Annotated in this window: 17 protein-coding genes and 4 tRNA genes; 10 read left to right on the top strand and 11 right to left on the bottom strand. The window is 60.1% G+C overall.

All coding sequences use genetic code 11. The features are described from left to right. Positions 1-95 precede the first annotated feature (95 nt). Positions 96-1,073: an NAD(P)H-quinone oxidoreductase gene (locus CQ012_RS13955; RefSeq protein ID WP_400291626.1), complete on the bottom strand. Its 978-nt coding sequence runs from the start codon at positions 1,071-1,073 to the stop codon at positions 96-98. 62 nt (positions 1,074-1,135) lie between these two features. Here CQ012_RS13955 and CQ012_RS13950 point away from each other — a divergent pair. Next, positions 1,136-1,223 (top strand) — tRNA-Ser (locus tag CQ012_RS13950). Between the two features lie 49 nt (positions 1,224-1,272). On the opposite strand, the gene CQ012_RS13945 is transcribed toward CQ012_RS13950, so the two are convergent. Further along, positions 1,273-3,288, bottom strand: coding sequence for an FAD/NAD(P)-binding protein (locus tag CQ012_RS13945; RefSeq protein WP_105662499.1), 2,016 nt, complete (start codon positions 3,286-3,288; stop codon positions 1,273-1,275). Between the two features lie 56 nt (positions 3,289-3,344). Between CQ012_RS13945 and CQ012_RS13940 the strand changes: the two genes are divergently transcribed. Then, positions 3,345-5,432, top strand: a complete 2,088-nt coding sequence (locus CQ012_RS13940; RefSeq protein WP_105662515.1) for a prolyl oligopeptidase family serine peptidase — start codon at positions 3,345-3,347, stop codon at positions 5,430-5,432. A 63-nt stretch (positions 5,433-5,495) separates the two neighbouring features. Continuing rightward, positions 5,496-5,587 (top strand) — tRNA-Ser (locus tag CQ012_RS13935). A gap of 144 nt (positions 5,588-5,731) precedes the next feature. Here CQ012_RS13935 and CQ012_RS13930 read toward each other — a convergent pair. Continuing rightward, positions 5,732-6,649 (bottom strand): hypothetical protein, encoded by a 918-nt coding sequence (locus CQ012_RS13930; RefSeq protein WP_105658799.1) that lies wholly within the window; start codon positions 6,647-6,649, stop codon positions 5,732-5,734. A gap of 30 nt (positions 6,650-6,679) precedes the next feature. Continuing rightward, complete coding sequence (locus CQ012_RS13925) at positions 6,680-8,800, bottom strand: RecQ family ATP-dependent DNA helicase (protein WP_105662498.1); 2,121 nt, start codon at positions 8,798-8,800, stop codon at positions 6,680-6,682. A 167-nt stretch (positions 8,801-8,967) separates the two neighbouring features. Between CQ012_RS13925 and CQ012_RS13920 the strand changes: the two genes are divergently transcribed. From CQ012_RS13920 to CQ012_RS13905, 4 genes are all read left to right on the top strand, one after another. After that, on the top strand, positions 8,968-10,401 hold the full coding sequence (locus CQ012_RS13920) for a phosphomannomutase/phosphoglucomutase (RefSeq protein ID WP_502692955.1): 1,434 nt from the start codon (positions 8,968-8,970) through the stop codon (positions 10,399-10,401). A 12-nt stretch (positions 10,402-10,413) separates the two neighbouring features. Beyond that, complete coding sequence (locus tag CQ012_RS13915; RefSeq protein ID WP_105658802.1) at positions 10,414-10,884, top strand: hypothetical protein; 471 nt, start codon at positions 10,414-10,416, stop codon at positions 10,882-10,884. Positions 10,885-10,961: 77 nt separating this feature from the next. Then, complete coding sequence (locus tag CQ012_RS13910) at positions 10,962-11,420, top strand: RrF2 family transcriptional regulator (protein ID WP_105662496.1); 459 nt, start codon at positions 10,962-10,964, stop codon at positions 11,418-11,420. A 146-nt stretch (positions 11,421-11,566) separates the two neighbouring features. After that, positions 11,567-12,742 carry a globin domain-containing protein gene (locus tag CQ012_RS13905; RefSeq protein WP_105662495.1) on the top strand — a complete coding sequence of 392 codons (1,176 nt, stop codon included), beginning with the start codon at positions 11,567-11,569 and terminating at the stop codon, positions 12,740-12,742. Positions 12,743-12,808: 66 nt separating this feature from the next. Here the strand turns inward: CQ012_RS13905 and CQ012_RS13900 are convergent, their stop codons facing one another. The 3 genes from CQ012_RS13900 to CQ012_RS13890 all read right to left on the bottom strand — a co-directional run bounded on the left by CQ012_RS13900 (position 12,809) and on the right by CQ012_RS13890 (position 16,415). Then, entirely contained in the window at positions 12,809-13,891 is a 1,083-nt protein-coding gene (locus tag CQ012_RS13900; protein ID WP_166650879.1) for an alpha/beta fold hydrolase, read from the bottom strand. Beyond that, positions 13,888-14,415, bottom strand: coding sequence for a PadR family transcriptional regulator (locus CQ012_RS13895; RefSeq protein ID WP_105658806.1), 528 nt, complete (start codon positions 14,413-14,415; stop codon positions 13,888-13,890). Before CQ012_RS13895 ends, CQ012_RS13900 begins: the two co-directional genes overlap by 4 nt. 167 nt (positions 14,416-14,582) lie before the next feature. Further along, positions 14,583-16,415 (bottom strand): phosphoenolpyruvate carboxykinase (GTP), encoded by a 1,833-nt coding sequence (locus CQ012_RS13890; RefSeq protein ID WP_105658807.1) that lies wholly within the window; start codon positions 16,413-16,415, stop codon positions 14,583-14,585. Between the two features lie 317 nt (positions 16,416-16,732). Here CQ012_RS13890 and CQ012_RS13885 point away from each other — a divergent pair. From CQ012_RS13885 to CQ012_RS13875, 3 genes are all read left to right on the top strand, one after another. Continuing rightward, positions 16,733-16,809: transfer RNA gene (locus CQ012_RS13885), tRNA-Arg, on the top strand. Between the two features lie 59 nt (positions 16,810-16,868). Next, positions 16,869-17,444 carry a GNAT family N-acetyltransferase gene (locus tag CQ012_RS13880; RefSeq protein WP_105658808.1) on the top strand — a complete coding sequence of 192 codons (576 nt, stop codon included), beginning with the start codon at positions 16,869-16,871 and terminating at the stop codon, positions 17,442-17,444. 101 nt (positions 17,445-17,545) lie between these two features. Further along, positions 17,546-17,622: transfer RNA gene (locus tag CQ012_RS13875), tRNA-Arg, on the top strand. A gap of 77 nt (positions 17,623-17,699) precedes the next feature. Here CQ012_RS13875 and CQ012_RS13870 read toward each other — a convergent pair. The 4 genes from CQ012_RS13870 to CQ012_RS13855 form a co-directional block, all read right to left on the bottom strand. Continuing rightward, a complete protein-coding gene (locus CQ012_RS13870; RefSeq protein WP_286134685.1) occupies positions 17,700-18,713 on the bottom strand; it encodes a LacI family DNA-binding transcriptional regulator in 1,014 nt (337 codons plus the stop codon). 100 nt (positions 18,714-18,813) lie between these two features. Further along, positions 18,814-20,232, bottom strand: coding sequence for a GH1 family beta-glucosidase (locus CQ012_RS13865; protein WP_105658810.1), 1,419 nt, complete (start codon positions 20,230-20,232; stop codon positions 18,814-18,816). Then, a complete protein-coding gene (locus tag CQ012_RS13860) occupies positions 20,232-21,119 on the bottom strand; it encodes a carbohydrate ABC transporter permease (RefSeq protein WP_041648380.1) in 888 nt (295 codons plus the stop codon). The genes CQ012_RS13865 and CQ012_RS13860 overlap by 1 nt, the downstream gene beginning before the upstream one ends. Then, complete coding sequence (locus tag CQ012_RS13855) at positions 21,112-22,275, bottom strand: carbohydrate ABC transporter permease (protein ID WP_105662492.1); 1,164 nt, start codon at positions 22,273-22,275, stop codon at positions 21,112-21,114. The genes CQ012_RS13860 and CQ012_RS13855 overlap by 8 nt, the downstream gene beginning before the upstream one ends. Positions 22,276-22,346 lie beyond the last annotated feature (71 nt).

Here is a 22,346-nt window from a genome sequence, read left to right as displayed (position 1 = left end):
TAGGAACAGTGCAAGTGATGTGCGCGACCAGCGGTTATTAGGCTAGTCACGCATTAATGACTACTGAGTCACCTTACAACTGGTTTCCCGCTGCTTTAAACCTCTATGACAACTTTTCCCGTATGTTCACCGGAATCGAAGTATTCGTGGGCAGCGGCCAGCTCCGGGAATCCAAAGGCCTTGGTGACGTTCAGTGCCAGTTTCCCCTGTTCCAGCAGCGGCATCACGCGGGTGATGGTCTGGCGAACGATCTCCGCCTTCTCATGCAGCGGGCGGGAACGCAAAGTTGTGCCGATGATCCGCGCCCGCTTGCTCATCAGCAGGCCCAAGTTCAGTTCTCCCTTGGCTCCGCCTTGCAGTCCGATGACTACCATCCGTCCGCCGACGGCGAGCGCCTTGACGTTCTCCCCCAGGTATTTGGCGCCCACGACATCCAGGATCAGATCCACGCCCCTGGCGTCGGTCAGTTCCTTGACGCGTGCAGAAAAGTCCTCTTCCCGGTAGTTGATCCCCTCGTCGGCGCCGAGGGTACGGCAGTAGTCCAATTTCTCTGCCGAGGAAGCGGTGACGATGACGCGGGCGCCAGCGGCTTTGGCGAGCTGTATGGCCATGGAGCCGATGCCGCCGGCTCCGCCATGGATCAACAACGCCTGGTCTTGGCCCAGTCCGCCTTCGATGAAGAGGTTGGAGACCACGGTGGCGGCGACTTCCGGCAACCCGGCGGCTTCGATGCTCGAAACCGTTTCAGGGATTTCGATGAGCAGTTCTGCCGGAACATTGACGTACTGCGCATACCCGCCAGCAGCGAGCAGGGCGGCAACTCGCGCTCCCGGTTTCCATCCGCTGACGCCATCGCCGATCTCCACGATGCTGCCCGAGACTTCCAGCCCGGGGATATCGCTGGCTCCGGGAGGTGGCGGATACACTCCCTTGCGCTGCTGCACATCCGCGCGGTTCAGTCCGAAGGCCTCGACCTTGACCAGCACTTCCCCAGCTGCGGGGACCGGCATTGGCCGTTGGACCAGTTCAAGGACTTCTGGCCCACCGGCACCGTTGTAGATATAGGCGTTCATAACGTCGTTCATGGCCTTCAATTCCTTTCAACAGGGGTTCATGCCGTATACTTTTTCGGGTTGGATGGTTGTCCGAGCGGCCGAAGGAGCTGGTCTTGAAAACCAGTAGGCGGCAACCCCGTCTCATGGGTTCAAATCCCATACCATCCGCGCTTTTCGAGTTTGGCGGGCTGATCCTTGGATCAGCCCGCCAAACTGCTTAATACTGCTCCGCGCTTAATCTTTCGTTGGCGATCAGCCCCGCCAGGCGAGCCACTTCGTTCACTACGTTGGCTGCGTCTTGCAAGGTTCGGGCCGCGGGGTGGCGCAGGTCGCCCGCTTGCGCGGCAATAGCGGTCCCCCACTGCGCTGATGACAATTGCAATCCCAGCACGAATAGCCCGCGGTGCGCCAGCCCATCGCTGTTGACCAGACGGTATGGTTCACCGACCACGTCGAAACCGGATCCAGGCAGGCTTTCGCCTTCCGTGTTCTTCCAAGTGTGCACGCGCGCTACGTGATCTCCCAAGAGCTGCTTTATCAGCGCCGCGTTATTTTGCAGCACGCGGTTACCGGGCATCATCGCTTCGCACATGGTCTTCGCAGTGTGCACCTCCGCATCTACCCAGGGCGAGGATGCGGTGAATTGCTCGGAAACCTCGTCGAAGCCGAACTCCGGGTCCGGGCCAAGGAAGGTTACTATCCCGGCGCGCGAGAGCGCCAGCAGCTGTTCAATGCGTTCGAGCGGCGGGCCTGAGGACAGTCCTTCGACCAGTGGTTCGAAGTGCGCTTGGATTTCTTCAATGCGCGACTGCTCGTCGATCACGCCGGAAGCAATCAGCTCCTTGACCAGCATGCGTCCGGCATTCATCGTCATGATGGCGCATGACAACGGGTCTTCTAGCCCGCCGGTGCTGTGCCGGGCATTGCCCACGAGGTAGTCGCGTACTGCCTGCTGGTATTGCTCATCGGAGCTGAACCCGAGTTCTTCAAATGGCCTTGCCAGCTTTGGCACATCGAGCCACTGCAACTGCGGGAACTGCCCGACGAACTTGCGCAGTTCGCTAAGCCACACTTGGCTTCCTTCATGGTGCTCCGCAGAGAGGATCGCGTCGAGCTGATCAACGAATTCTCGCTCATCGAGGCCTTCCGGGGCACCATGCGCGCGAGCGCAGGTGCTGTAGTAGGCGAACAAGATGTCCCGGTGCAGTTTGGGCCAAATATGGCGTGAGAACACCAAGGAGGAGGCAGGGTTGGTGGCGCGTGCTTCGGCAAGGCGCCCGATGAGTTCCGGAACGTCGAAGTAGCGTAGTTCAATTTCATCAGGAATGAACTGCTCCACTACTGGCTTGCCCCAGTAGGGGGTACCGCGGCGCGAAGCTACGATCAGTGCCGGCTCCCGGCCTGAGCCGATGTACTGCAGGCGATGCCCCGGCTCGGTGCTGGCCTCACGGAAAATCCCGCCGCGGCCTGCCGTCAGCTCGACCATGCCGTCAAAGAAATTCAAGCCCAACCCGCGGATCAACGCAGGCTGGCCTTCCTTGAACTGGGAGTAGTCGAGGTCCGCTGGAACATTCGGTGGCAGGTAGGTGGCCCCGGCTTGGGAGGCAGCTTCCTTGAGCTGCTTCTGCCATGGGTTCAGTTCTGCCGGCTGGTGGCCCAAGGCCAGCACCACAGCGTCAGCGGCCAGCTGACGGGTTTCGGCACCCTCCAGGTTACTGCGGAAATCGATCTGATAGGCGTTGCCGACGGGGCGGACCGCAACGACTTCTGCGGCTACATGTTCGATGCTGAAATTCTCGTGGGTGGCAAGTATCGCTGCGCTGCGCTCATACACGTGCTCGAGGTACTCGCCATAGATTGCGCGTGACGGATAGGAGCCGGGTTCAATTTGCCCGATCAGCTTGGCATGCTCATCGGTGAGCTTGCGTCCATCGCCGCGCAGTGCGACGAACTGGCGAAAGCTCAACCCCGGTTCATCGCCCAACCGTTCGGGGGCCACTGTCGGAAATGATGAAGGGGTGTTCATCAGGAAATGCTCCGACTGTTTCGGGTTCCACACGTGGCCGGAGCCCGGAGGGAAGGGATCAAAGACCGTAACTTTCAGGACGGTGCCTTGGGCCGGGAGTTTCAACGCCAAGTTAGCGAGTCTTTCAACCACGCTCGTGCCGCGTGGGCCTGCCCCGACAAGGGCCAGGCTGAACTCGTTCTTTGGTGTTGCTATCTCGCTGTTCACTCCTCTAGGTTATTACCTTTGGAACAGGGCATGGGCCAGACGCATAGACTATGGCCATGACTGAGCATGATTCTGAGGTTGCAAGCGCTGATCCGTATTCCTGGCTTGAAGGAATTCACGACGAAACGGCACTCGAATGGGTGCGGGATCAGACCCAGCGTACCGAGTCCGAGCTGTACGACGACTCGTTCCATGCCACTGCGGAGCGGATCAAAACGGTCCTGGATGCCCAAGACCGCATTCCCATGGTGACCAAGCGTGGCGATCACTACTACAACTTCTGGCGCGATTCCGCCCATCGTCTTGGACTTTGGCGTCGCACCACTTGGAATTCCTACCTCAGCGACGACCCGCAGTGGGAAATTCTATTGGATCTTGACCTGCATGCGCAGCTGGAAGGCCACGAATGGCATTTCGCTGGTTCAGCACTCCTGCGTCCAGCGGCCGGTGGCGCCTACCAGCGGGCGCTGCTTCGCTTGAGTCCTGACGGCGGCGACCAGGTGCGCATTCGCGAATTCGATCTGGCCTCCAAGAGCTTCGTTGCCGGCGGTTTCGACCTTCCCGTTGCGAAGACCCAAGCCTCGTGGATTGACCACGATACGTTGCTTGTCGGTTCCGCCAGCAGCGAGCAGTTCACAACCCGTTCGACCTACGCGAATACCTTGAGAAGGCTCAGCCGCGGCATGGAGATCGAAGAAGCGCCAATTCTCTTCCAAGTCGATAGAGAACATGTCGCAGCCTTCGGCTACTTCGATTCGACTCCGGGATTCGAACGCGTGGTCACCACTGATGCCATCGACTTCTACAATTCCACTGCCGGTGTCCTCATCGACGGGGAACACCATCTGATCGATGTTCCAACCGATGTGCAGGTCAGCCTGCACCGGCAGTGGGTCCTCTTTGCTCCCCAAACCAATTGGGAACACCAGGGCCAGAAGATCGCTGCGGGTTCATTGGCTATCGCCCGGCTGGATAGATTCCTCGAGTCCGGCAGCATCGAGAAGGTTCTCTTCGTCCCGGATGCGCACACTGCGCTGGAATCACTGAGCTTTACCGCCAATTATCTGCTGCTCACCGTATTGTGTGATGTGGCTTCGCAAGTGCGCATTATTGATCTCGCAGATCATTTCAGCCAGTCGGACATGCCGCTGAAGGATCCAATGCTCAGCGTCTCGGTGGGAGCCGTTGATGATGAGGACCCGGAGCATGGCGATGACTATTGGATGACCATCACCGGATTCATTACCCCTACTACCTTGTTGCGCGGCACAGTTGGTTCGGCAGCAAAGGTCGTGAAGAAATCGCCGGATCGCTTTGATGCCGGTGGTTTTGAAGTCACCCAGCATTTTGCGTCCTCTGCGGACGGCACCAGGGTTCCATATTTCCAAGTCGCGGCATCCGACTTGGTTCACGATGGGAAGAACCCGGTGCTGATGGACGGCTACGGCGGTTTCCAGCACAGCATGACTCCTGGCTATGCAGCCGCCATGGGCACCGGTTGGTTATCGCGGCGTACCGTTGAGGGCCGCAAACCGGTATACGTCATGGCCAACATTCGCGGTGGTGGCGAGTACGGGCCGGATTGGCATCGTGCTGCCCTGCGTGAAAAGCGCCATCGTGCCTACGAGGATTTCGCAGCCATCGCCCAGGACCTGGTGGCTCGCCGGGTGACGTCCCGCGCGCATTTGGCCGCGACAGGGCGTTCTAACGGCGGGTTGCTCATGGGCAATATGATCTCTGGCTACCCGCACTTGTTCGGAGCAATTTCCTGCGGCGTCCCGCTATTGGACATGCAGCGCTACACGCAGCTAGCTGCCGGCCATTCCTGGATTGCCGAGTACGGCGACCCGCAGGTTCCCGGGGACTGGGACTTCCTGCGGACTTTCTCCCCCGTGCATCGACTCACCGACCAGCCTCATCCAGCCAATGACTATCCGGCCTCGTTGATTTGGACCACGACTTCTGATGACCGTGTCGGCCCTTCGCAGGCACGCATCATGGCAGCCAAAATGATGGATCTGGGCATTGCCAATGTGCGGTACCACGAGCCACAGGGCGGTGGCCATGCCGGGTCAACGGATAACGAGTCAACCGCCAAAATGCTGGCGACCAGCTACGAATTCCTGTGGCGACAGGTGCGTTAGCTCTCTCGTTTTGGAACACGCGCCCATCTTCGGGTAGGCTAGATTCTGCTGGAAACAGCGGATGGACACGTGCCAGAGCGGCCGAATGGACTTCACTGCTAATGAAGGGTCGGGCTAAAACTCGACCGGGGGTTCAAATCCCCCCGTGTCCGCCAAGAACCCCCTACTCAGGTAGGGGGTTTTTCGTTCATATGGCACTTTTTCGACGAGAACGTTCCGAATACGGAAAATCCCCCGGATTCACCGATTTTTCGGTGAATCCGGGGGATTTTCAAAACTCCAGGACAGCAGTTTCTCCGCTACTGGTCGTCGCGCTTAACGAAGGTCCGCAGCATGTTCTGCACGATATCCTCTGGCAACGAGGTGTGGCGAACAATGATTTCCGACATCCGGTCCAGATCGGTATCGGCGATTGCGTCGAAGAGCGCTTCGCGGTCAGCTTCTGGAAGTTCGGCAGCATCGAAATGCACTGGACCATCCGGGCCCTGGCCTTCAAAGCGGAAGTCTGCAATATTGCCGTTGGCGCTCGCGCCAGACATGGGGGACGTCGCGATCATGCGTTCCAGGTCTTCGACCGGCAGATCCGTATAGCCGTGCAGGATCTTTGCCGCTTCTTCAAAATTGGAATCCCGCAGCATGGAGAATAGCTGGTCGTATTCATTTGCCGGCAGTTGTTCGCTGGAAAATTCGCGGTTCTCGCCATCAAGTTCGAACGCCATCTTGAAGTGCGTAGCACTTGGTTCCTGAAGGGAACTGAACTGCTCGCTCCATTCCTGGGGTACAACCCAAGTGTCATCGGCAGGTGCTGGTGTGGCATCCTCTGCGGCAGTGGCGGCCGCTTCACGATCTTCGCGCTCAACTTGAGCTTCGAGTTTGTCGCTCAAAGCCTTGATCTCGGCATCATCATTCGGCAATTCCTTGGCAGGGGCTGTCTGCGGGTACTTGTCGAGGCTGCGTACTGCAATCACGCAATCCTTGACCGAGTCGCCAGTAGCAGCGCGGAAATCCTTGACCGCGCCCATGACGTCGCCCTTGGCCAGATTGCGGTACACCGAATTGCGTGAAGCATCATCCAGCCTCGCGTTTGCCGCCTGCGCTGCTTCACGGGAAATCGCCTGCGCGATTTGCGCAGTGTTCTTCTTGCGCAGCGCTTGCAGACCGAAGTAGCCCAGGGCAATCACTGCGATGAGGACAACGAGCCAGATGAGAAATTCCATACTTCCAGACTACTTTGTTTAACTGTGCGATTACCCGGCTACGCCCAAAGTGAAAGGCATGACACCCGGTGCGCCGGCGATGCGCAGGGCCCGCCCAGCCATCGCCATGGACCACCGGGAATCAACCAGATCATCAACTAGCAGCACCGGCCCTGGAGCGTCGGCAATGAGCTGTTCGAGCTGCGTTGGAAGTTCAAAAGCATCGGCAACCGCAGCCACACGGAAAGCGGAATTCCCGCCCGGGCCATTCTGTGGTCCAGCACCGCGATATTCGAGCTGCCCCAGGTAGCGCAACCGCCCCACCTCAGCTAGGCCCTGAGCAAGGGAGGTGATCAGCTGGGGACGCTTATTCGATGGCATGGCTACAACGCCCACTGGACGTTCCTCCCAATTCCATTCGGCAAGCACCTTGATGCACGCATCGAACATCGCCTTGTCGATAGGGGAATCGGTGGGGTCGGCAAAGAGCTGGCGCAATCGGTTGCCCCACCCCAGGTCGGTCAGGCGAGCCAGCGCCCGGCCCGTGGCCACCTGCTCGTCAATAGCGATTTTGCCCTTGAGCGTGTACCCCAGCCGGTCCAGTCCCGAAGGGTACAGCTTGCGCGGTTCAATAGGAACTCCCACCCGTCCAAGTGCCGCCTGCGCGCTGTCCTTCGAATCGTCAGGAATATGGTCGTCAAACCAAACGCCAGCGCAGTTGTCGCACCGGCCGCAGGGAGCAGACTGGGGATCATCCAAGGCGTCGGTCAGAAACTGCATGCGGCATCCGCGAGTGTTCTCGTAACTGACCATGAGGTTTTGTTCATGGATCCGGCTCTGCGCCACTCGCTTGTACCGATCGGCATCATAGGTCCATGGCATGTCGGTGCGCATCCAGCCGCCGGCAACACGCTCCACCGCACCATCCACGGCCAGCACCTTCAGCAACAGCTCAAGTGGCGAGCGGCGAAGGTTCACGGCGCTTTCCAGCGCCGGGACGCTCATCGCACCGTCGGTCTTGGCCAAGGCCTCGAGCACCTGGGTGGCGCGTATCTGGTCCGGCATGGAGCTGGTGGCGAAGTATTCCCAAATTTCCGAGTCGTCAGGCCCGGGCAGCAGCAGGACATCTGCGTTGATGCTCCCACGCCCGGCACGGCCCACCTGCTGGTAGTAGGCCACGGGCGAGCTGGGGGCACCGATGTGCAAGACGAAACCGAGGTCTGGCTTGTCAAAGCCCATGCCCAAGGCGCTCGTGGCGATCAGCGCTTTCACTTCGTTATTCTTCAACGCTTGTTCAAGGCGTTCGCGTTCTTCCAAATCGGTGCGCCCGGTGTAGGCAGCAACTTCGTGCCCGGCATCCTTGAGCAGGCGAGCAATATCCTCGGCCGCAGAAACCGTCAGGGTGTAGATAATGCCCGAGCCCTTGAAGTCCTCGATGTGGCTGAGCAACCAGGCTAACTGCATGCGCGGCGAAGCCAGACGCAGGACACCTAGGCGCAGCGAGTCGCGAGCCAGGGTGCCGCGCAGCGTGAAGACCTCCTCGGTGCCGCCGGCCAGCTGTTCGGCAACGTCCTGGACTACTCGGCTGTTCGCTGTTGCAGTGGTCGCCAAAACCGGGAGGCCCTGAGGCAATCGGGCGATCAGGTCCCGGATGCGGCGGTAATCCGGGCGGAAATCGTGGCCCCAGTCCGAAATGCAGTGCGCCTCGTCGATGACCAGCAGGCCCAAGCGCTGCATCAACATCGGCAACTGCTGCTCGCGGAAGGATGGATTGTTCAAACGCTCCGGGGACACCAGCAGCACATCGAGCTCATTGCGTTGCAGCTTTTCGAGGATTTCACGCCATTCGAGCACATTGGCCGAATTGATGGCCGCAGCGCGGACTCCAGCACGCTCCGCGGCCGCAACCTGGTCGCGCATCAATGCCAGCAGCGGGGAAACGATCAGTGTTGGCCCGTAGCCCTGTTCTCGCAGCAGCAGGGAAGCGATGAAGTACACGGCGGACTTGCCCCAGCCGGTACGCTGGACGACCAGTGCGCGGCGCCGCTCGGCCACCAGTGCGCTGATCGCTTCATACTGGCCATCATGGAACTGCGCGTCCGGGTTTTGCACCAGTGCGCGCAGTTTCTGCAGTGCCAGCGTTTTCAGATCCACTTGCGTTGAGCCATCCATGCCTCCAGTATTTCAGTTCCTGCCCACGATTTAGCCCGTGGCGTCCGCTAATTGTGGATGAGCTCTCGCAAGCTGCGGTGCCGGCAGGGGAAAATAGCTGAAATGTTAGGCATTTCCCATCCGCAATCGCCTAGTTCTCAATGATTTGAATCAGTCAAACCGGTAGGCTGAAAGGCGTGAGTGAAGAAATTGATCTTAATCAGAGCTTTAAGGCCTACGACGTACGCGGCGTAGTCGGCGAGAACCTGGATGCCGAAGCAATTGAAGCCATCGGCGCGGCCTTTGTCGACGTCCTGTCCCTGTCCGGCAAGGAAGTACTGGTTGGCGGTGACATGCGCCCGTCTTCCGCAGAATTCGCCCAAGCCTTCGCTCGTGGCGCCACCTACCGCGGCGCCAACGTGATCATGCTCGGATTGATCTCCACCGATGAGCTGTACTTCGCATCGGGCAAGCTCAATGCCGCCGGTGTTGTCTTCACCGCCAGCCACAATCCCGCCCAGTACAACGGCATCAAGATGTCCAAGTCTGGCGCCCGCCCGATTTCTTCGGCTACCGGTCTTTTCGACATTCGCGACCTGGCCCAGCAGTACCTTGACGAGGGACTGCCGGTCTCCGGTGACGCCCCGCAGGGCAGCATCAGCGAGCGCGAAGTGCTGGCCGACTATGCAGCTTACCTGCGAGAATTGGTGGACTTGTCGGGCATTCGTCCGCTGAAGATCGTGGTGGATGCCGGTAACGGTATGGGCGGCATGACTACCCCTGCAGTTCTTGGGGGCACGGTGCTCGCTGAGCTGCCGCTCGAAATTGTCCCGCTGTATTTCGAGCTGGATGGCACTTTCCCCAACCACCCGGCCAATCCGCTGGAACCGGAAAACCTCAAGGACCTGCAATCCGCAGTATTGGAGCATGGGGCCGATCTCGGCCTGGCTTTCGACGGCGATGCCGACCGCTGCTTCGTGATCGACGAGCGCGGGCTGCCGCTGTCCCCTTCGGCTATCACCGCACTGGTCGCGGTGCGCGAAATCGCCCGCGTGCAGGCAGCTGGCGAAGAGTCCCCGGTGATCATCCACAACTTGATCACTTCCAAGGCAGTGCCTGAATTCGTCGCCAAGTCCGGTGGCGTTCCGGTGATGACCCGCGTAGGCCACTCCTTCATCAAGGCTGAAATGGCTTCCCAGGGCGCGGTCTTCGGAGGCGAGCATTCCGCCCACTACTACTTCCGCGACTTCTACAATGCCGATACCGGCATGCTCGCTGCCATGCATGTGCTGGCCGCCTTGGGCGAGCAGGAACTGCCGCTCTCCGAGCTGGGTGCCGAATACGAACCCTACGCTGCCACCGGTGAAATCAATTCAGAGGTCGAGGACAAGGCAGGTGCTACTGCCCGGGTCGTGTCGCATTTCCAAGACCAGCCAGTAGAAGTGATCACCATGGACGGCACGACCATTTCAGCGGCCGATGGCAGCTGGTGGATCAATCTGCGCCCATCGAATACCGAACCATTCCTGCGTTTCAACGGCGAAGGCCGGACCGCAGAAATCATTGAGCCCATCCGCGATGCCGTTCTGGCTATCGTGCGTGAAAAGAACGTCACCAACTAGCAAAGGGAAGACATGAACCTCGAAGAACTGGATGAGGGCGTCAAGGACGCGCTGAACAAGGTCTTGGGCACCGCCCTGGGCGTGGCCCGCGAACAGCTCGAAGAGCAGGGCGTGTTCCTGCCTTTTGCGATCGCGCTGGAGCCGAAGGAAGAGGAAGACGAGCCGGAGCTGCGCTTGATCGCTGTTCCGCCAACGGATGATCCTGAGGATCCGGAAGCCGACATCGACACCGAAGCCATGGTTGCGGACCTGATGCAGGTGCTGAACCAGCAGGGCACCCACTTCCAGGCGATCGCCGTCGCCTCGGATGTGCTGCTCCAGGAAAACGACCAGGACGCCATCCACATTGTGGCCGAGCACCGTGTCGGTGCGGCCTTGGCCATCGTACAGCCGTACACCATGCCTGCAGAGCCAGGCGGCGAATGGATCTTCGACGAGCCAGCGGCAGAGTCGGCGGAAGCCATTTGGGCCAACGCGCTCTAGACCGCAGTTGGTGATTCCGGGGTCGGCATAGTCACTCTGCTGACCCCGGAAGGCTTTTCCCACGTAAAGTAGGAATCATGAAACTCAGTGCCTTCACCGACGTATGCTTGCGAACCGTCATGGTCCTTGCAACGCCCGGCACCGGGCAACTGACCAGCCGCCAGATCGCCGAGTCCGTGGGGGTTCCCTACAACCACGTTGCCAAAGCCGTCCTGGAACTGCGCACGCTGGGAATCCTGCAGGTCACCCGCGGCCGCAATGGCGGCGCGCAGCTGAGCGATGGAGCACTGGATTTTTCCCTCGGCTCACTGCTGCGCAAGTTGGACAAGCGCACCGATATTGTGGATTGCTCCGATCATGACGCGCAATCCAACTGCCCGCTTTCGGGCAGCTGCCGCTTGCGGGCAGTCTTCCGGCAGGCCCGCGAAGCTTTCTACGCTTCACTGGACCCGCTGACCATCCAGGACATCTGCCCGGCATCATCCGCGATGCCCTTCACGGCGCTCCCCTTCCCTACGGTGCGCGCCCTTTCCTGATTCCCCTGCGGCCCCCGGGGGTCGCATCGCCGATTTCTGTTACGAATACCGGCCGGTGGATTTGCAATCCTTTTCTACTAGGCGTAGAAATGAATCATAAATCTTGTATCTGGAATACAAGTTATCGCCTACTCCAAGGAGACCCGATGCTGTCCACGAAGTCCTTCCCGGTCGTTGAAGCCACGTTGCCAATCATCGCAGAGCGCATTTCCAGCATTACCCCGAACTTCTACAACCGCCTGTTCACCGCTCACCCGGAACTGCTCGACGGAATCTTCTCCCGTTCGAACCAGAAGAACGGCACCCAGCAGCAGGCCTTGGCGGGATCCATCGCAGTCTTCGCAACCTACTTGGTCAAGTACCCGGGCACCACTCCGGAAACCATGCTCGCGCGCGTAGCCCACAAGCACGCTTCCCTCGGTGTCGCCGAGGAGCAGTACCCCATCGTCTACAAGCACCTCTTCGACGCCATCGCCGAAGACCTGGGCGAGGCGCTGACTCCGCAGATCGCCGAGGCCTGGACCGAGGTCTACTGGCTGATGGCCCACGCGCTGGTCAAGATCGAGAAAGGCTTGTACGCGCAGCAGGCCAACGCCGAGATCTACACCCCGTGGAAGCTTGTCGAGCGCATCGAAACCGGCGTTGATTCGGTCTGCTTCAGCTTCGAGCCAGCTGACCGGACCCCTGCCACCGTCGCCAAGCCGGGCCAATTCGTTTCGGTCCGCATGCCGATGGCCGACGGCCTGCGCCAGGTCCGCCAGTACACCTTGAGCGGCGACATCGAGCGAACCGACCGCCGCACCGTCACGGTCAAACTGGATGTGAACGGCGAATTCTCCCCGGTGATCCACCATGGCCTGAAACTCGGCGACGTGGTGGAGCTATCGAATCCGTATGGCGACCTGGTCATCGATGACGATGGCTCGCCGCTGGTGATCGCCACCGCCGGAATCGGCTGCACCCCGAGTGCGGCCGCGTTGCAGACCCTGGCCGCACGCGGCTCCACCCGCAAGGTCACCGTGCTGCACGCAGACCAGACGGCCACCGCCTGGCCATTGCGCGAGCAGATGCTCGAATCCATCGGCAAGCTGCCAGAAGCCACCATCAGCACCTGGTTCGAACGCGGGGAATTGCCGGAGGGGCTGAACGCCACGTCCGGCTACATGGATCTCGCCGGCGCACTGACTGGCAATGCCCAGGTCTACTTATGCGGCCCGCTGCCATTCATGCATGCAATGCGCAACCAGGCGCTGGAAGCCGGCATCTCGGCCGAGCGTATCCACTATGAAGTCTTCGGCCCGGATGTATGGCTCGCCGCCTAGCTTCCTGGTGACAGAGCCGTGCTGCAGGTGGATCCATGGGGAATCCGCCTGCAGCACTTTTTGCCTTTATTTTCCGGTATCCGCGGGAGAATCCGGCTTGCCACCCTGTTTCGGTGCCTTCTTCTTCAAATCGAACTTTTTCGGGTCCAGCTTTCGAGGATCGATTTTCCCGGCGAACCTGCCAGACTTCTTCTGCCCGGCTTCTTGAGCTGGCGGCGCGGGCTCCCCGGCTTCCAGGTCCTGATTCGCCGGCGCTTCAGCGGCTTGTTCCACCGGTGTTGCTTTCGCGCCGGGTGCCGGCTTCGCAGCCTGCGGATCAACTAGGATCTGGTGCAGACCCGCATCGGAAATCCACTTGCGCAGCACCGAGTTGAACAGGATCGGGTTCTCGATATTCCATTGGTGGTGCATGCCCGGAACCACGCGCGTGATCACCTGCGGGAGCCTTGCGCGCAGCGCGTCAAAGGATTTCTGCACAACTTTCGGCTCCTTGGCTCCAGCGAGGGCCAGTACCGGGCCCCGGTAGGAGCCGAGCTTCTGCGGCAATCCCCCTGGGTCCATCTCGTCCATGATGGCCCGCATGTTCTCGGCTTTGAGCTTCACGCCGTGCTCGGTGAACAGCTCGCGCTCATCATCCACCATTCCGTAGGCACCAGCCTGGAAACGCCAGAACCACTCGCTGCCAATGAGCTTGAGCTGCATCCGCTGGAAAGCCCGGGCCGCCTGCCCCACACCGGTCACCGGAGTGCCGGTAATCAGCACGGAGTCAACGAGCTCCGGATGCCGTGCGGCCACGTGCAAAGCAATCACTCCACCCAGGGAAATGCCAACCAGATGCACGCCGCCTTCGGAAACCTCGTCGGCGATCAAGGCGGCGACATCATCGGCGGCGGATTCCAGGCCATCCCAGGTCTCCTCGAACCGGGCACCAAAGGCCGGCAGGTGCAGAGTCAGGATGTTGCAGTCGCCAAAGGCCAGAACCTGCGGGTCCCAGCTCCAGTTGCCGACGTTTCCGCCGTGGAGGAAGACCAGGGTCTTCATCGACCGTTGCCCATCATGATGCCGCCCGGGATGCACTTCCGGATAATCGGTGGCATCGCGCCCGGCACCGCTTGCAGGGGTCTTGTTCTGGTCTTTGGCTGCAGTCATGGCAAGTACTCCAATACCGCGTCGAGCCATTCCAGCTCCGCGGCTTGTTGTCGGATTGCATGGTCAAGTGTGGCAGCCATCAGGAAGCTGCGACGGTCCGCAGCGGCTCGCATGTCAATGCCTTCGCGCTGGGAGAGGTAGTCATCGAGGATGAACTGCGTGGCTTGGCGGCGCTCCTCCAGCAAGCTCTGGATATCATCGCGTTCGAGTTCGGCGGCGAAGAACACCTGCCCCATGAAGGGATCACGCTCGGGAGACTGCACCGCACCAGCAGAAAGCCACTGGGCCAGTGCCGCACGTCCCGTTTCCGTGATGTGGTGTTCCTGGCGGTCAGGGTAATTCGACTGCGCGACGGTGCGCACGGTGGCATACCCCTTGTCCACCAGCTGCGCCAAAGTGCGATAGATCTGCGCCTTGTCTGCGTTCCAGAAGTGGTTAATAGAGGAGTCAAAGTGCTTCTTGAGCTCGTAGCCAGTCATGGGCGACAAGCACAGCAGCCCGAGAATCAATCGTGCCAAAACCATAGAGCAATCTTTTCATAAATAGTTGATTTTGCACCCACTTTGCCCCGGCGTGTGGAAACTGTACCCGGATTGTGACAATTCCTCCGTGGCGCACGAGAACGCCCCGGTGACTGGAATTCCAGTCACCGGGGCGTTCACTGTGCGGATCTGCTGGAGATCCTAGTCAACTACGCGTTCAGGCGATCCTTCAAGCCGTCGAGCTCTGCACGCAGCGAAGCCGGCAGCGCATCGCCGAACTTGGCGTACCACTCTTCGATGGCCTCGACTTCGGTAGCCCATTCATCCTTGTTGACAGCTACTGCCGCTTCAACGTCGGCTGGGGTGAACCCTTCAAGGCCAGCCAAATCCAGGGACTCGCCGGTCGGGACGTTTCCGATGATGGTTTCCCGGGCGTCCGCGGTGCCTTCGATACGCTCGACAGCCCACTTGAGCACACGCGAATTGTCGCCGAACCCTGGCCACGCGAAGCCACCGTCAGCCGTGCGGCGGAACCAGTTCACCAAGAAGATCTTCGGCATCTGCTCTGGGTTGAGCTTGTTCGAGATCTTGTCCCAGTGGTTCAGGTAGTCGCCTGCGTTGTAGCCGATGAATGGCAGCATCGCCATCGGGTCACGGCGAATCACTCCGGTCGCACCTGCAGCGGCTGCGGTGGTCTCGGAGGAAAGGGTCGAACCCATGAAGATGCCGTTGGTCCAGCTGCGGGCTTCGGTCACCAGCGGAATGGTGGTCTTGCGGCGGCCGCCGAAGAGGATCGCATCGATCTTCACGCCGTTAGGCGAGTAGTAGTCCTCGGAAAGCATGTCGACCTGGTCGATCGGGGTGCAGAAGCGCGAATTAGGGTGCGCTGCCGGACGACCGGATTCAGGAGTCCAGTCGTTGCCCAACCAGTCGGTCAGGTGCGCAGGAGCCTCGTCGGTCATGCCCTCCCACCAGACGCCGCCGTCATCGGTCAGCGCAACATTGGTGAAGATGTTGTTGCCCTTGGAGATGGCGCGCATCGCGTTCGGGTTGGTGGACCAGCCGGTGCCTGGCGCCACGCCGAACAGGCCGTATTCGGGGTTAACGCCGCGCAGCTCGCCGTCCTTGCCGATGCGCATCCAGTTGATGTCATCGCCCAGGGTCTCAGTCTTCCAGCCTTCAATGGTTGGATCCAGCAGCGCCAGGTTGGTCTTGCCGCAGGCCGACGGGAATGCCGCGGCAATATGGTACGACTTGTTCTGCGGGCTGGTCAGCTTCAGGATGAGCATGTGCTCTGCGAGCCAGCCTTCATCGCGGGCCATCGCCGAGGCGATGCGCAGCGAGTAGCACTTCTTGCCCAGCAGCGCGTTGCCGCCGTAGCCCGAACCGTAGGACATGATGGCGCGCTCTTCGGGGAAGTGCACGATCCACTTGTCTTCGTTGCATGGCCAGGCAACATCTTCCTGGCCCGGCTCCAGGGGTGCACCTACCGAGTGCAGCGCTGGAACGAAGAATGCGTCCTCGGCTTCCATCTTGCGCAGTACTTCATTGCCGATCTTGGCCATGATGCGCATCGAGGCAACGACGTAGGCGGAATCGGTGATCTCCACGCCGTAGGCAGGCACTTCCGCGTTCAGCGGGCCCATGACGAATGGGATGACGTACATGGTGCGTCCGCGCATCGAGCCATCGAACAGGCCGCTGAGCATGGACTTCATCTTGGTTGGGTCTTCCCAATTATTGGTGAAGCCTGCATCTTCTTCCTTTTCGGAGCAGATGAAGGTGCGCTCTTCGACTCGGGCCACATCCTTGGGGTCCGAGAAACCAGCGTAAGAGTTAGGGAAGTTCGGATCGGTCAGCTTGACTAAGGTGCCGGCTTCAACCAGCTCGGCAGTCAGGCGATCATTTTCTTCAGCTGACCCATCAACCCAATAAACACGATCCGGCTTCGTCAGTGCGGCAACTTCCTCAACCCAGGATGCCAACTTCTCGTGCGAAGTAGGTGCTGCGCTGATAACGTTCTGATCCGAGCTCGTGCTCATTATCCATTCCCTCCATTGGGCTGAACTTGCAATAAATCAAGGCTATTAGGTGCTCAACTCCAGCGCCGTGTGATCGAAACCTCATGAAAGTGAAACCCGGAGGACCAGAAGGAAAAAATTCCCGAAATTCCGGGGGTTGGTCTAAACGAATTGACTCGATTATGTGACGAAGGTCACGTAGACCGGTACCCTTTCAACGTCTTCACATAACCTTATGTTCATCTGGACCCACTAGCTTTGCCCGTCGATTTGTACAGCGCGAAATCGACCTGTATAGTTATTCGAGGTTCGTGAGAACGAGCCAGACAAAAGAATATGCGCCCATAGCTCAGCTGGATAGAGCGTCTGTCTACGGAACAGAAGGTCAGGGGTTCGAATCCCTTTGGGCGCACCAACTGAAAAATTCCCACTCGCTCGAGTGGGAATTTTTTGTTTCCCCCAAAGGATTGCCCGATGACACAGCTTGCTCTAGGCGGCCAGCTCAGCCTGCGCCTGCTGGAAGTCGCCGACGCAAAGCAAATCGCTGAGTCCTACCAGCGCAATCGACAGCACCTGGAGCCCTGGGAGCCGGCTCGCCCCGCAGAATTCTTCACCGAGACGCGGCAAGCGGCACACCTCGCAGCCGCCTCAGAAGCTCGCCGAAGCGGATTGGCCTTTCCCTTCGGGCTCTTCGAACGGGATGCGCTCATCGGACGCTTTAATATCAGCGGAGTGGCCCGTGGCGCATTCCAAAGCGCCAGCCTGGGCTACTGGATCGATCATGAATACACCGGGCGGGGCTTGGCTTCCCGAGCCGTGGCCACCTTGCGCACGGTGGCGCTCAACGATCTGGGCTTGCACCGGCTGGAAGCCAGTACGCTCCCCCACAATTACGGCTCGCAGCGCGTTCTTGAAAAGAACGGCTTCGTCCGAATTGGCATGGCGCCGAACTATCTGGAGATCGAAGGACGCTGGCAGGACCACAACCTCTACCAAGCGATCTTGCACGATCATTCGGCTTCCAATCCCAGTGATTTCGTAGTCGACTAGTTATTTTGTGAATCACGGCACTTTTTGCTGTTTTGGTTCTTGCTCCCCGGAAATCTCGTGTAAAGTTATTCAAGTCGTCAAGACGGCTAATAAATGAATATGCGCCCATAGCTCAGCTGGATAGAGCGTCTGTCTACGGAACAGAAGGTCAGGGGTTCGAATCCCTTTGGGCGCACCAACTGAAAATTCCCACTCGATCGAGTGGGAATTTTTTTGTTAAATCCCGGCGGTGAACGGCAGCGGTGCCGCAACAGACTAGTGCGAAGCGCGCAACACCAATTTCGTGTCCATGATGCTCCACTCGGGTACCTTTTCTCCGTTGATGCGTTTGATCAACAGTTCCGCCATGATTTCGCCCTGGCGCTCCGGGTTCTGCGCAATGGTCGTCAACGGCGGTGTCGAGCTTCGCGCGAAAGAGTCATCATCAACGGACGTTACCGAAATGTCCTCCGGCACTTTCACACCGGCTTCCCCTAGGGCTTGCAAAGCTCCGAAGCCCATCTGGGCACTGGCGGCAAACAGGCCGTCTACCGCAACATCCGCGTCCAGCAGCTGCTGCATGATGCGCCGTCCGCTAGCCGGGGTGAAGTCGCCGATCTCAATAGCCGCAGGCTCCAGGCCCGCGCGTTCAACTGCCTGCTTGAATCCCACCAAACGGTCCAGTCCCGCGCCCATGTCCTGTGGCCCGGCAATAATTGCCAGCTTGGTGCGTCCCTGGCCAAGGATGACCTCAGTCGCTTGCCTGGCGGCGGCGATGTTGTCGATATCGACAACATAGATGTCCTTTTGATCGATGCTCATGGTGCGTCCGCCATAAACCATGGGCAACACAGTTCCGAGATCCGCATAGGAACGGTCATCCGCGTGGTGCGAAAGCACCAGCGCGCCATCCACATTGCTGCCTTGCAGGTAACGGGTGGTTTTCACCGGATCCGCTTCGGTGGACAGCAGCAAGGTGAGCATGAATTCGGTATCGGCCAAGTACTGGGCAGCGCCCTGGACGACCTTGGCGAAGTACGGGTCTGCGAAGAACTTCGCGGTGTTCTCGGGAACCACCAAGGCGATGGAATTGGTCCGGCCCTGCGCCAGCGAACGGGCGGCACGGTTAGGCACGTAGTTCAATTCGCGGATAGCCAATTCGACAGCCTTGCGAGCCCCTGGCTTCACCCGATCCGAGCCATTCACTACACGGGAGACCGTGGCCCGTGAGACACCTGCGCGTTCTGCCACCAACTCGAGGGTCGGTTTCGGGCTCCGCGCTTCGTGCATGATCATGATCTTTATCCAGGTGCCTTGCAGTAGTCCGTCGGTGAAACACGATGATGGTCCGCAGCACCATCGGCAGGCTGCGGACCATCATGCTCAGGTGTTATGCCATTGTACGGTTTGCGGCAATCAACCCCGCGTAGGCCTTGCCACTATTCTTAATCGTTCGCACCTGGGTCTGGTAATCGACGTGGATAATGCCAAAGCGCTTCGCGTAGCCCCAAGCCCATTCGAAATTGTCCAGCAAAGACCAGACAAAGTAGCCGCGGACATCCACGCCGTCTTCTATCGCGCGGGCCACAGCATCAAGGTGGTTGAGGATGTATTCCTCGCGTTCGGGATCTTCAACGGTTCCGGCCTCCGTCACCGTATCGGTGTAGGAAGCGCCGTTCTCCGTGATGTACAGCGACGGAAGGTTAGCGTAGTCCTGGTTCAACCGGTTCAACAGCACGCGCAGCCCTTCGGGATTCACTTCCCAGCCCATGGCCGTGCGCGGCAGGTCGCGTGCCGGGAAGGTCACATACTCGCTGCCGACAAAAGGCGAAGACTTCGGCGAATCGGTAGGCACCACGGGCTGCGGCTGGCCGGCGGGCAGCGGATGGCCTGAAACGTTGTCATCGTGGTAGTGGTTCACGCCCAAGAAGTCGATTGGCTGCGAGATGATCTCCAGGTCCCCTGCTTCAATGACTTCAGCCAGCCCCAAACCCCGGACGTCTTCAAGCAGGTCTTCGGGGTAGGAACCGCGCAGGACAGGGTCCAGGTACATGCGGTTCCACAATGCGTCGACGCGGCGCGCTGCTTCCAGATCCACCGGATCGCCGGGATTATTCGGAACCGCATTGGTCAGGTTCAGCGTGATGCCGATATGCTCCGCGCCCAGTTCGCGCAGCCGGGCGGTGGCCAACCCGTGGGCCAGATGCTGGTGGTGCACCGCTGCCAGCGCCGCTTCCGGTTCCTGGCGTCCCGGGGCATGCTCGCCGGCGGCGTAGCCAATCAGCGAAGAGCACAGCGGTTCGTTGAATGTCGTCCAGTGCTTCACGCGGTCGCCGAGCTTTTCATGCACAGCCTCCGCGTATTCGAGGAATTTGTAGGAGGTCTCGCGGTTGGTCCAGCCACCGCGCTCTTCCAATGCCTGCGGCAGATCCCAGTGGTAGAGCGTCAGCCACGGCAGGATGCCATTCTCCAGCAGCTCGTCGACCAGCCGGGAGTAGAAATCCAGGCCTTCGGGGTTCACGGTTCGGCCCCCGGGGACCACGCGAGCCCAGCTGGTGGAGAACCGGTAGGAGTCCAGGCCCAGTTCGCGCATGAGCTGCACATCTTCGCGGTAGCGGTGGTAGTGGTCCACTGCGACTTCGAGGTTCTCACCTCCTGCGATGGCCCCATGCTTGCGGGCGAAGGCGTCCCAGACCGAATCTTCCTTGCCGTAGGAATGGCCAGCGCCTTCGATCTGGGCTGCTGCCGTAGCCGAGCCCCACAGGAATTCCTTAGGCCACGCGAATTTTTGGGATAGGTGGTTCATCATTAGCCCTTTACAGCTCCTGCCATAATTCCGGATACAAGTTGTTTGCCTGCAAGTATGAAGAGCACCAGCAGCGGGATCGTGGCCAGCAGGGCCCCGGTCATCACGATGGTGTAGTCAACGTATCGGGCAGACTGCAGTTGGCTCAACGCCACCTGCAAGGTTGGGTTCTGCGGTGCCACCAGCATGGGCCACAGGTAGTCGGTCCAGGCGGTCATGAAGGTGAACAGCGACAGGATCGCCATCGCCGGGCGAGCCGCTGGAACCCCGACATGCCAGAAGGTGCCGATCATGGAGGCGCCATCCACGCGGGCGGCCTCAATCAGTTCATCGGGGATGTTCTCCACCAGGTACTGGCGCATGAAGAATACGCCGAAGGCAGTGACCAGGGTCGGGATGATGATGGCTCCCAGCGAGCCGGTCCAGCCGAATTGCTTCATCATCATGAACATCGGGATGATGCCCAGCTGGGTGGGCACGGCCAAGGTCGCGATCACGAAGACCAGCAGCCCCTGGCGCCCGCGGAAGCGCAATTTGGCGAACGCGTAGCCTGCCAGGGTGGAGAAGGAAACCACCGAGAAGGTGATCACCGAGGAGACGATGATGCTGTTGCCCAGGGCCGCCCAGAAATCGACGGAGTCCAGGACCTCGGCGACATTGGTCCAGAACTGGCCGCCTGGCAGCAGCGGCGGGTACGCCGAGGCGAACACCGCACCGGTGGAGGAACCGATGACGAACGAGTACCACAGCGGGTAGGTGCTGCCGATGAGGAAGGCCAGCAGGATTCCGTAGGTGAGGAAGCCAGGACGGCGGTCCATGGAGAAGTTCTTGCCGCGGCGCTGGGGCGCACGGACCTGGCGCGCGGGGCGTTCCACTGTTGCATTACTCATTTGCTGCACTTCCGCTCTGCGTTCCGTTGGCCGGCTTTGCTGCTTTGGCTTCGGCTCGGGCAGCTGCCCGACGTGCCGCTCGGGTTCTGCCAGTGCTGCCGGCGCCCTTCTTGTCGGCCGAGGAAGCGATGGATCCGGAGATCAGGAAATTGATCACGCCGATCACGATGATGATCAGGAAGAGGATCCAGGCCACGGCCGAAGCGCGTCCGAAGTCCCCGCGATTGAATGCCAGGTCCCAGAGGTAGAGCACCGTGGTCTGGTACTGGCGGTCCGGGCCGCCTGGAACCGAGCTGCTGGGGTTGAACAGCTTGGGTTCGGTGAAGATCTGCAGGCCGCCGATGGTGGCAGTGATGATCACGAAGATCATCGTGGGGCGGATGCTGGGCAAGGTAATCGAGAAGAAGCGGCGGATCACGCCGGCGCCGTCGATGGCCGCCGATTCATGCAGTTCGCGTGGCACCGCCTGCATGGCTGCCAGCAGGATCAGCGCGTTGTAGCCGGTCCAGCGCCAGTTCACCATGGTCGCAATAGCCATATGCGACGGGAAGACCTCGGTCTTCCACGCGATCGGGTCGATATTCACGGCGGCCAGCAGGTTGTTCAGCACGCCATACTGCTCGTCGAATGCCGAGGAGAAAATCAGTGTGACGGCCACCGGCGTGACCACGTAGGGAACCAGCACGCTCATGCGCCAGAAGGTCTTGGCGCGGATGTTCTGGTCCAGCATGGCCGCGATGAACGTCGCGATCACCAATTGCGGGATGGCCGAAAGCAGGAAGATGCTGAAGGTGTTGAACAGGGAATTCCAGAACAGCGGAGAGGTCAGTTCGGCTTTGTAGTTTTCCAGGCCGATCCAGGCTCCTGCTCCGCCGAGCAGATCCCAGTCATTGATCGAGACGACGAACGTGTAGATCAGGGGGAACAGGCCCACCAGGCCGAAGAGGATGAAGAAAGGCGAGATGTAGAGATATGGGGAGTACTTGAAATCCCACCGCCCGCGAAGGTGCCGGCGGCGCGTCTTGCGCTCGTCCCTGGTCTCGGCCGGCTTAGCCCCGGCCGGAGCATTGTTCCCCTTGATCCAACGCTGGGGCTGCGGACTGGGCGCGCTGGCGTCCCGGTCTTGTTCCGGGGCATCGTGTGTTGTGGTGCTCATCAGTGGCATCTTTCCTGCTGCAGTAGCTGTCCAGGCATGGGCCGCAACCTCGTTGCGTGCCGCGGCCCTTG

The sequence above is a fragment of the Arthrobacter sp. MYb214 genome (assembly GCF_002979865.1).
In the GTDB taxonomy this organism is placed as follows: Bacteria; Actinomycetota; Actinomycetes; order Actinomycetales; family Micrococcaceae; genus Glutamicibacter.
Note: the sequence above shows the minus strand (reverse complement) of the source record. Positions and strands in the feature narration are given on the sequence as shown.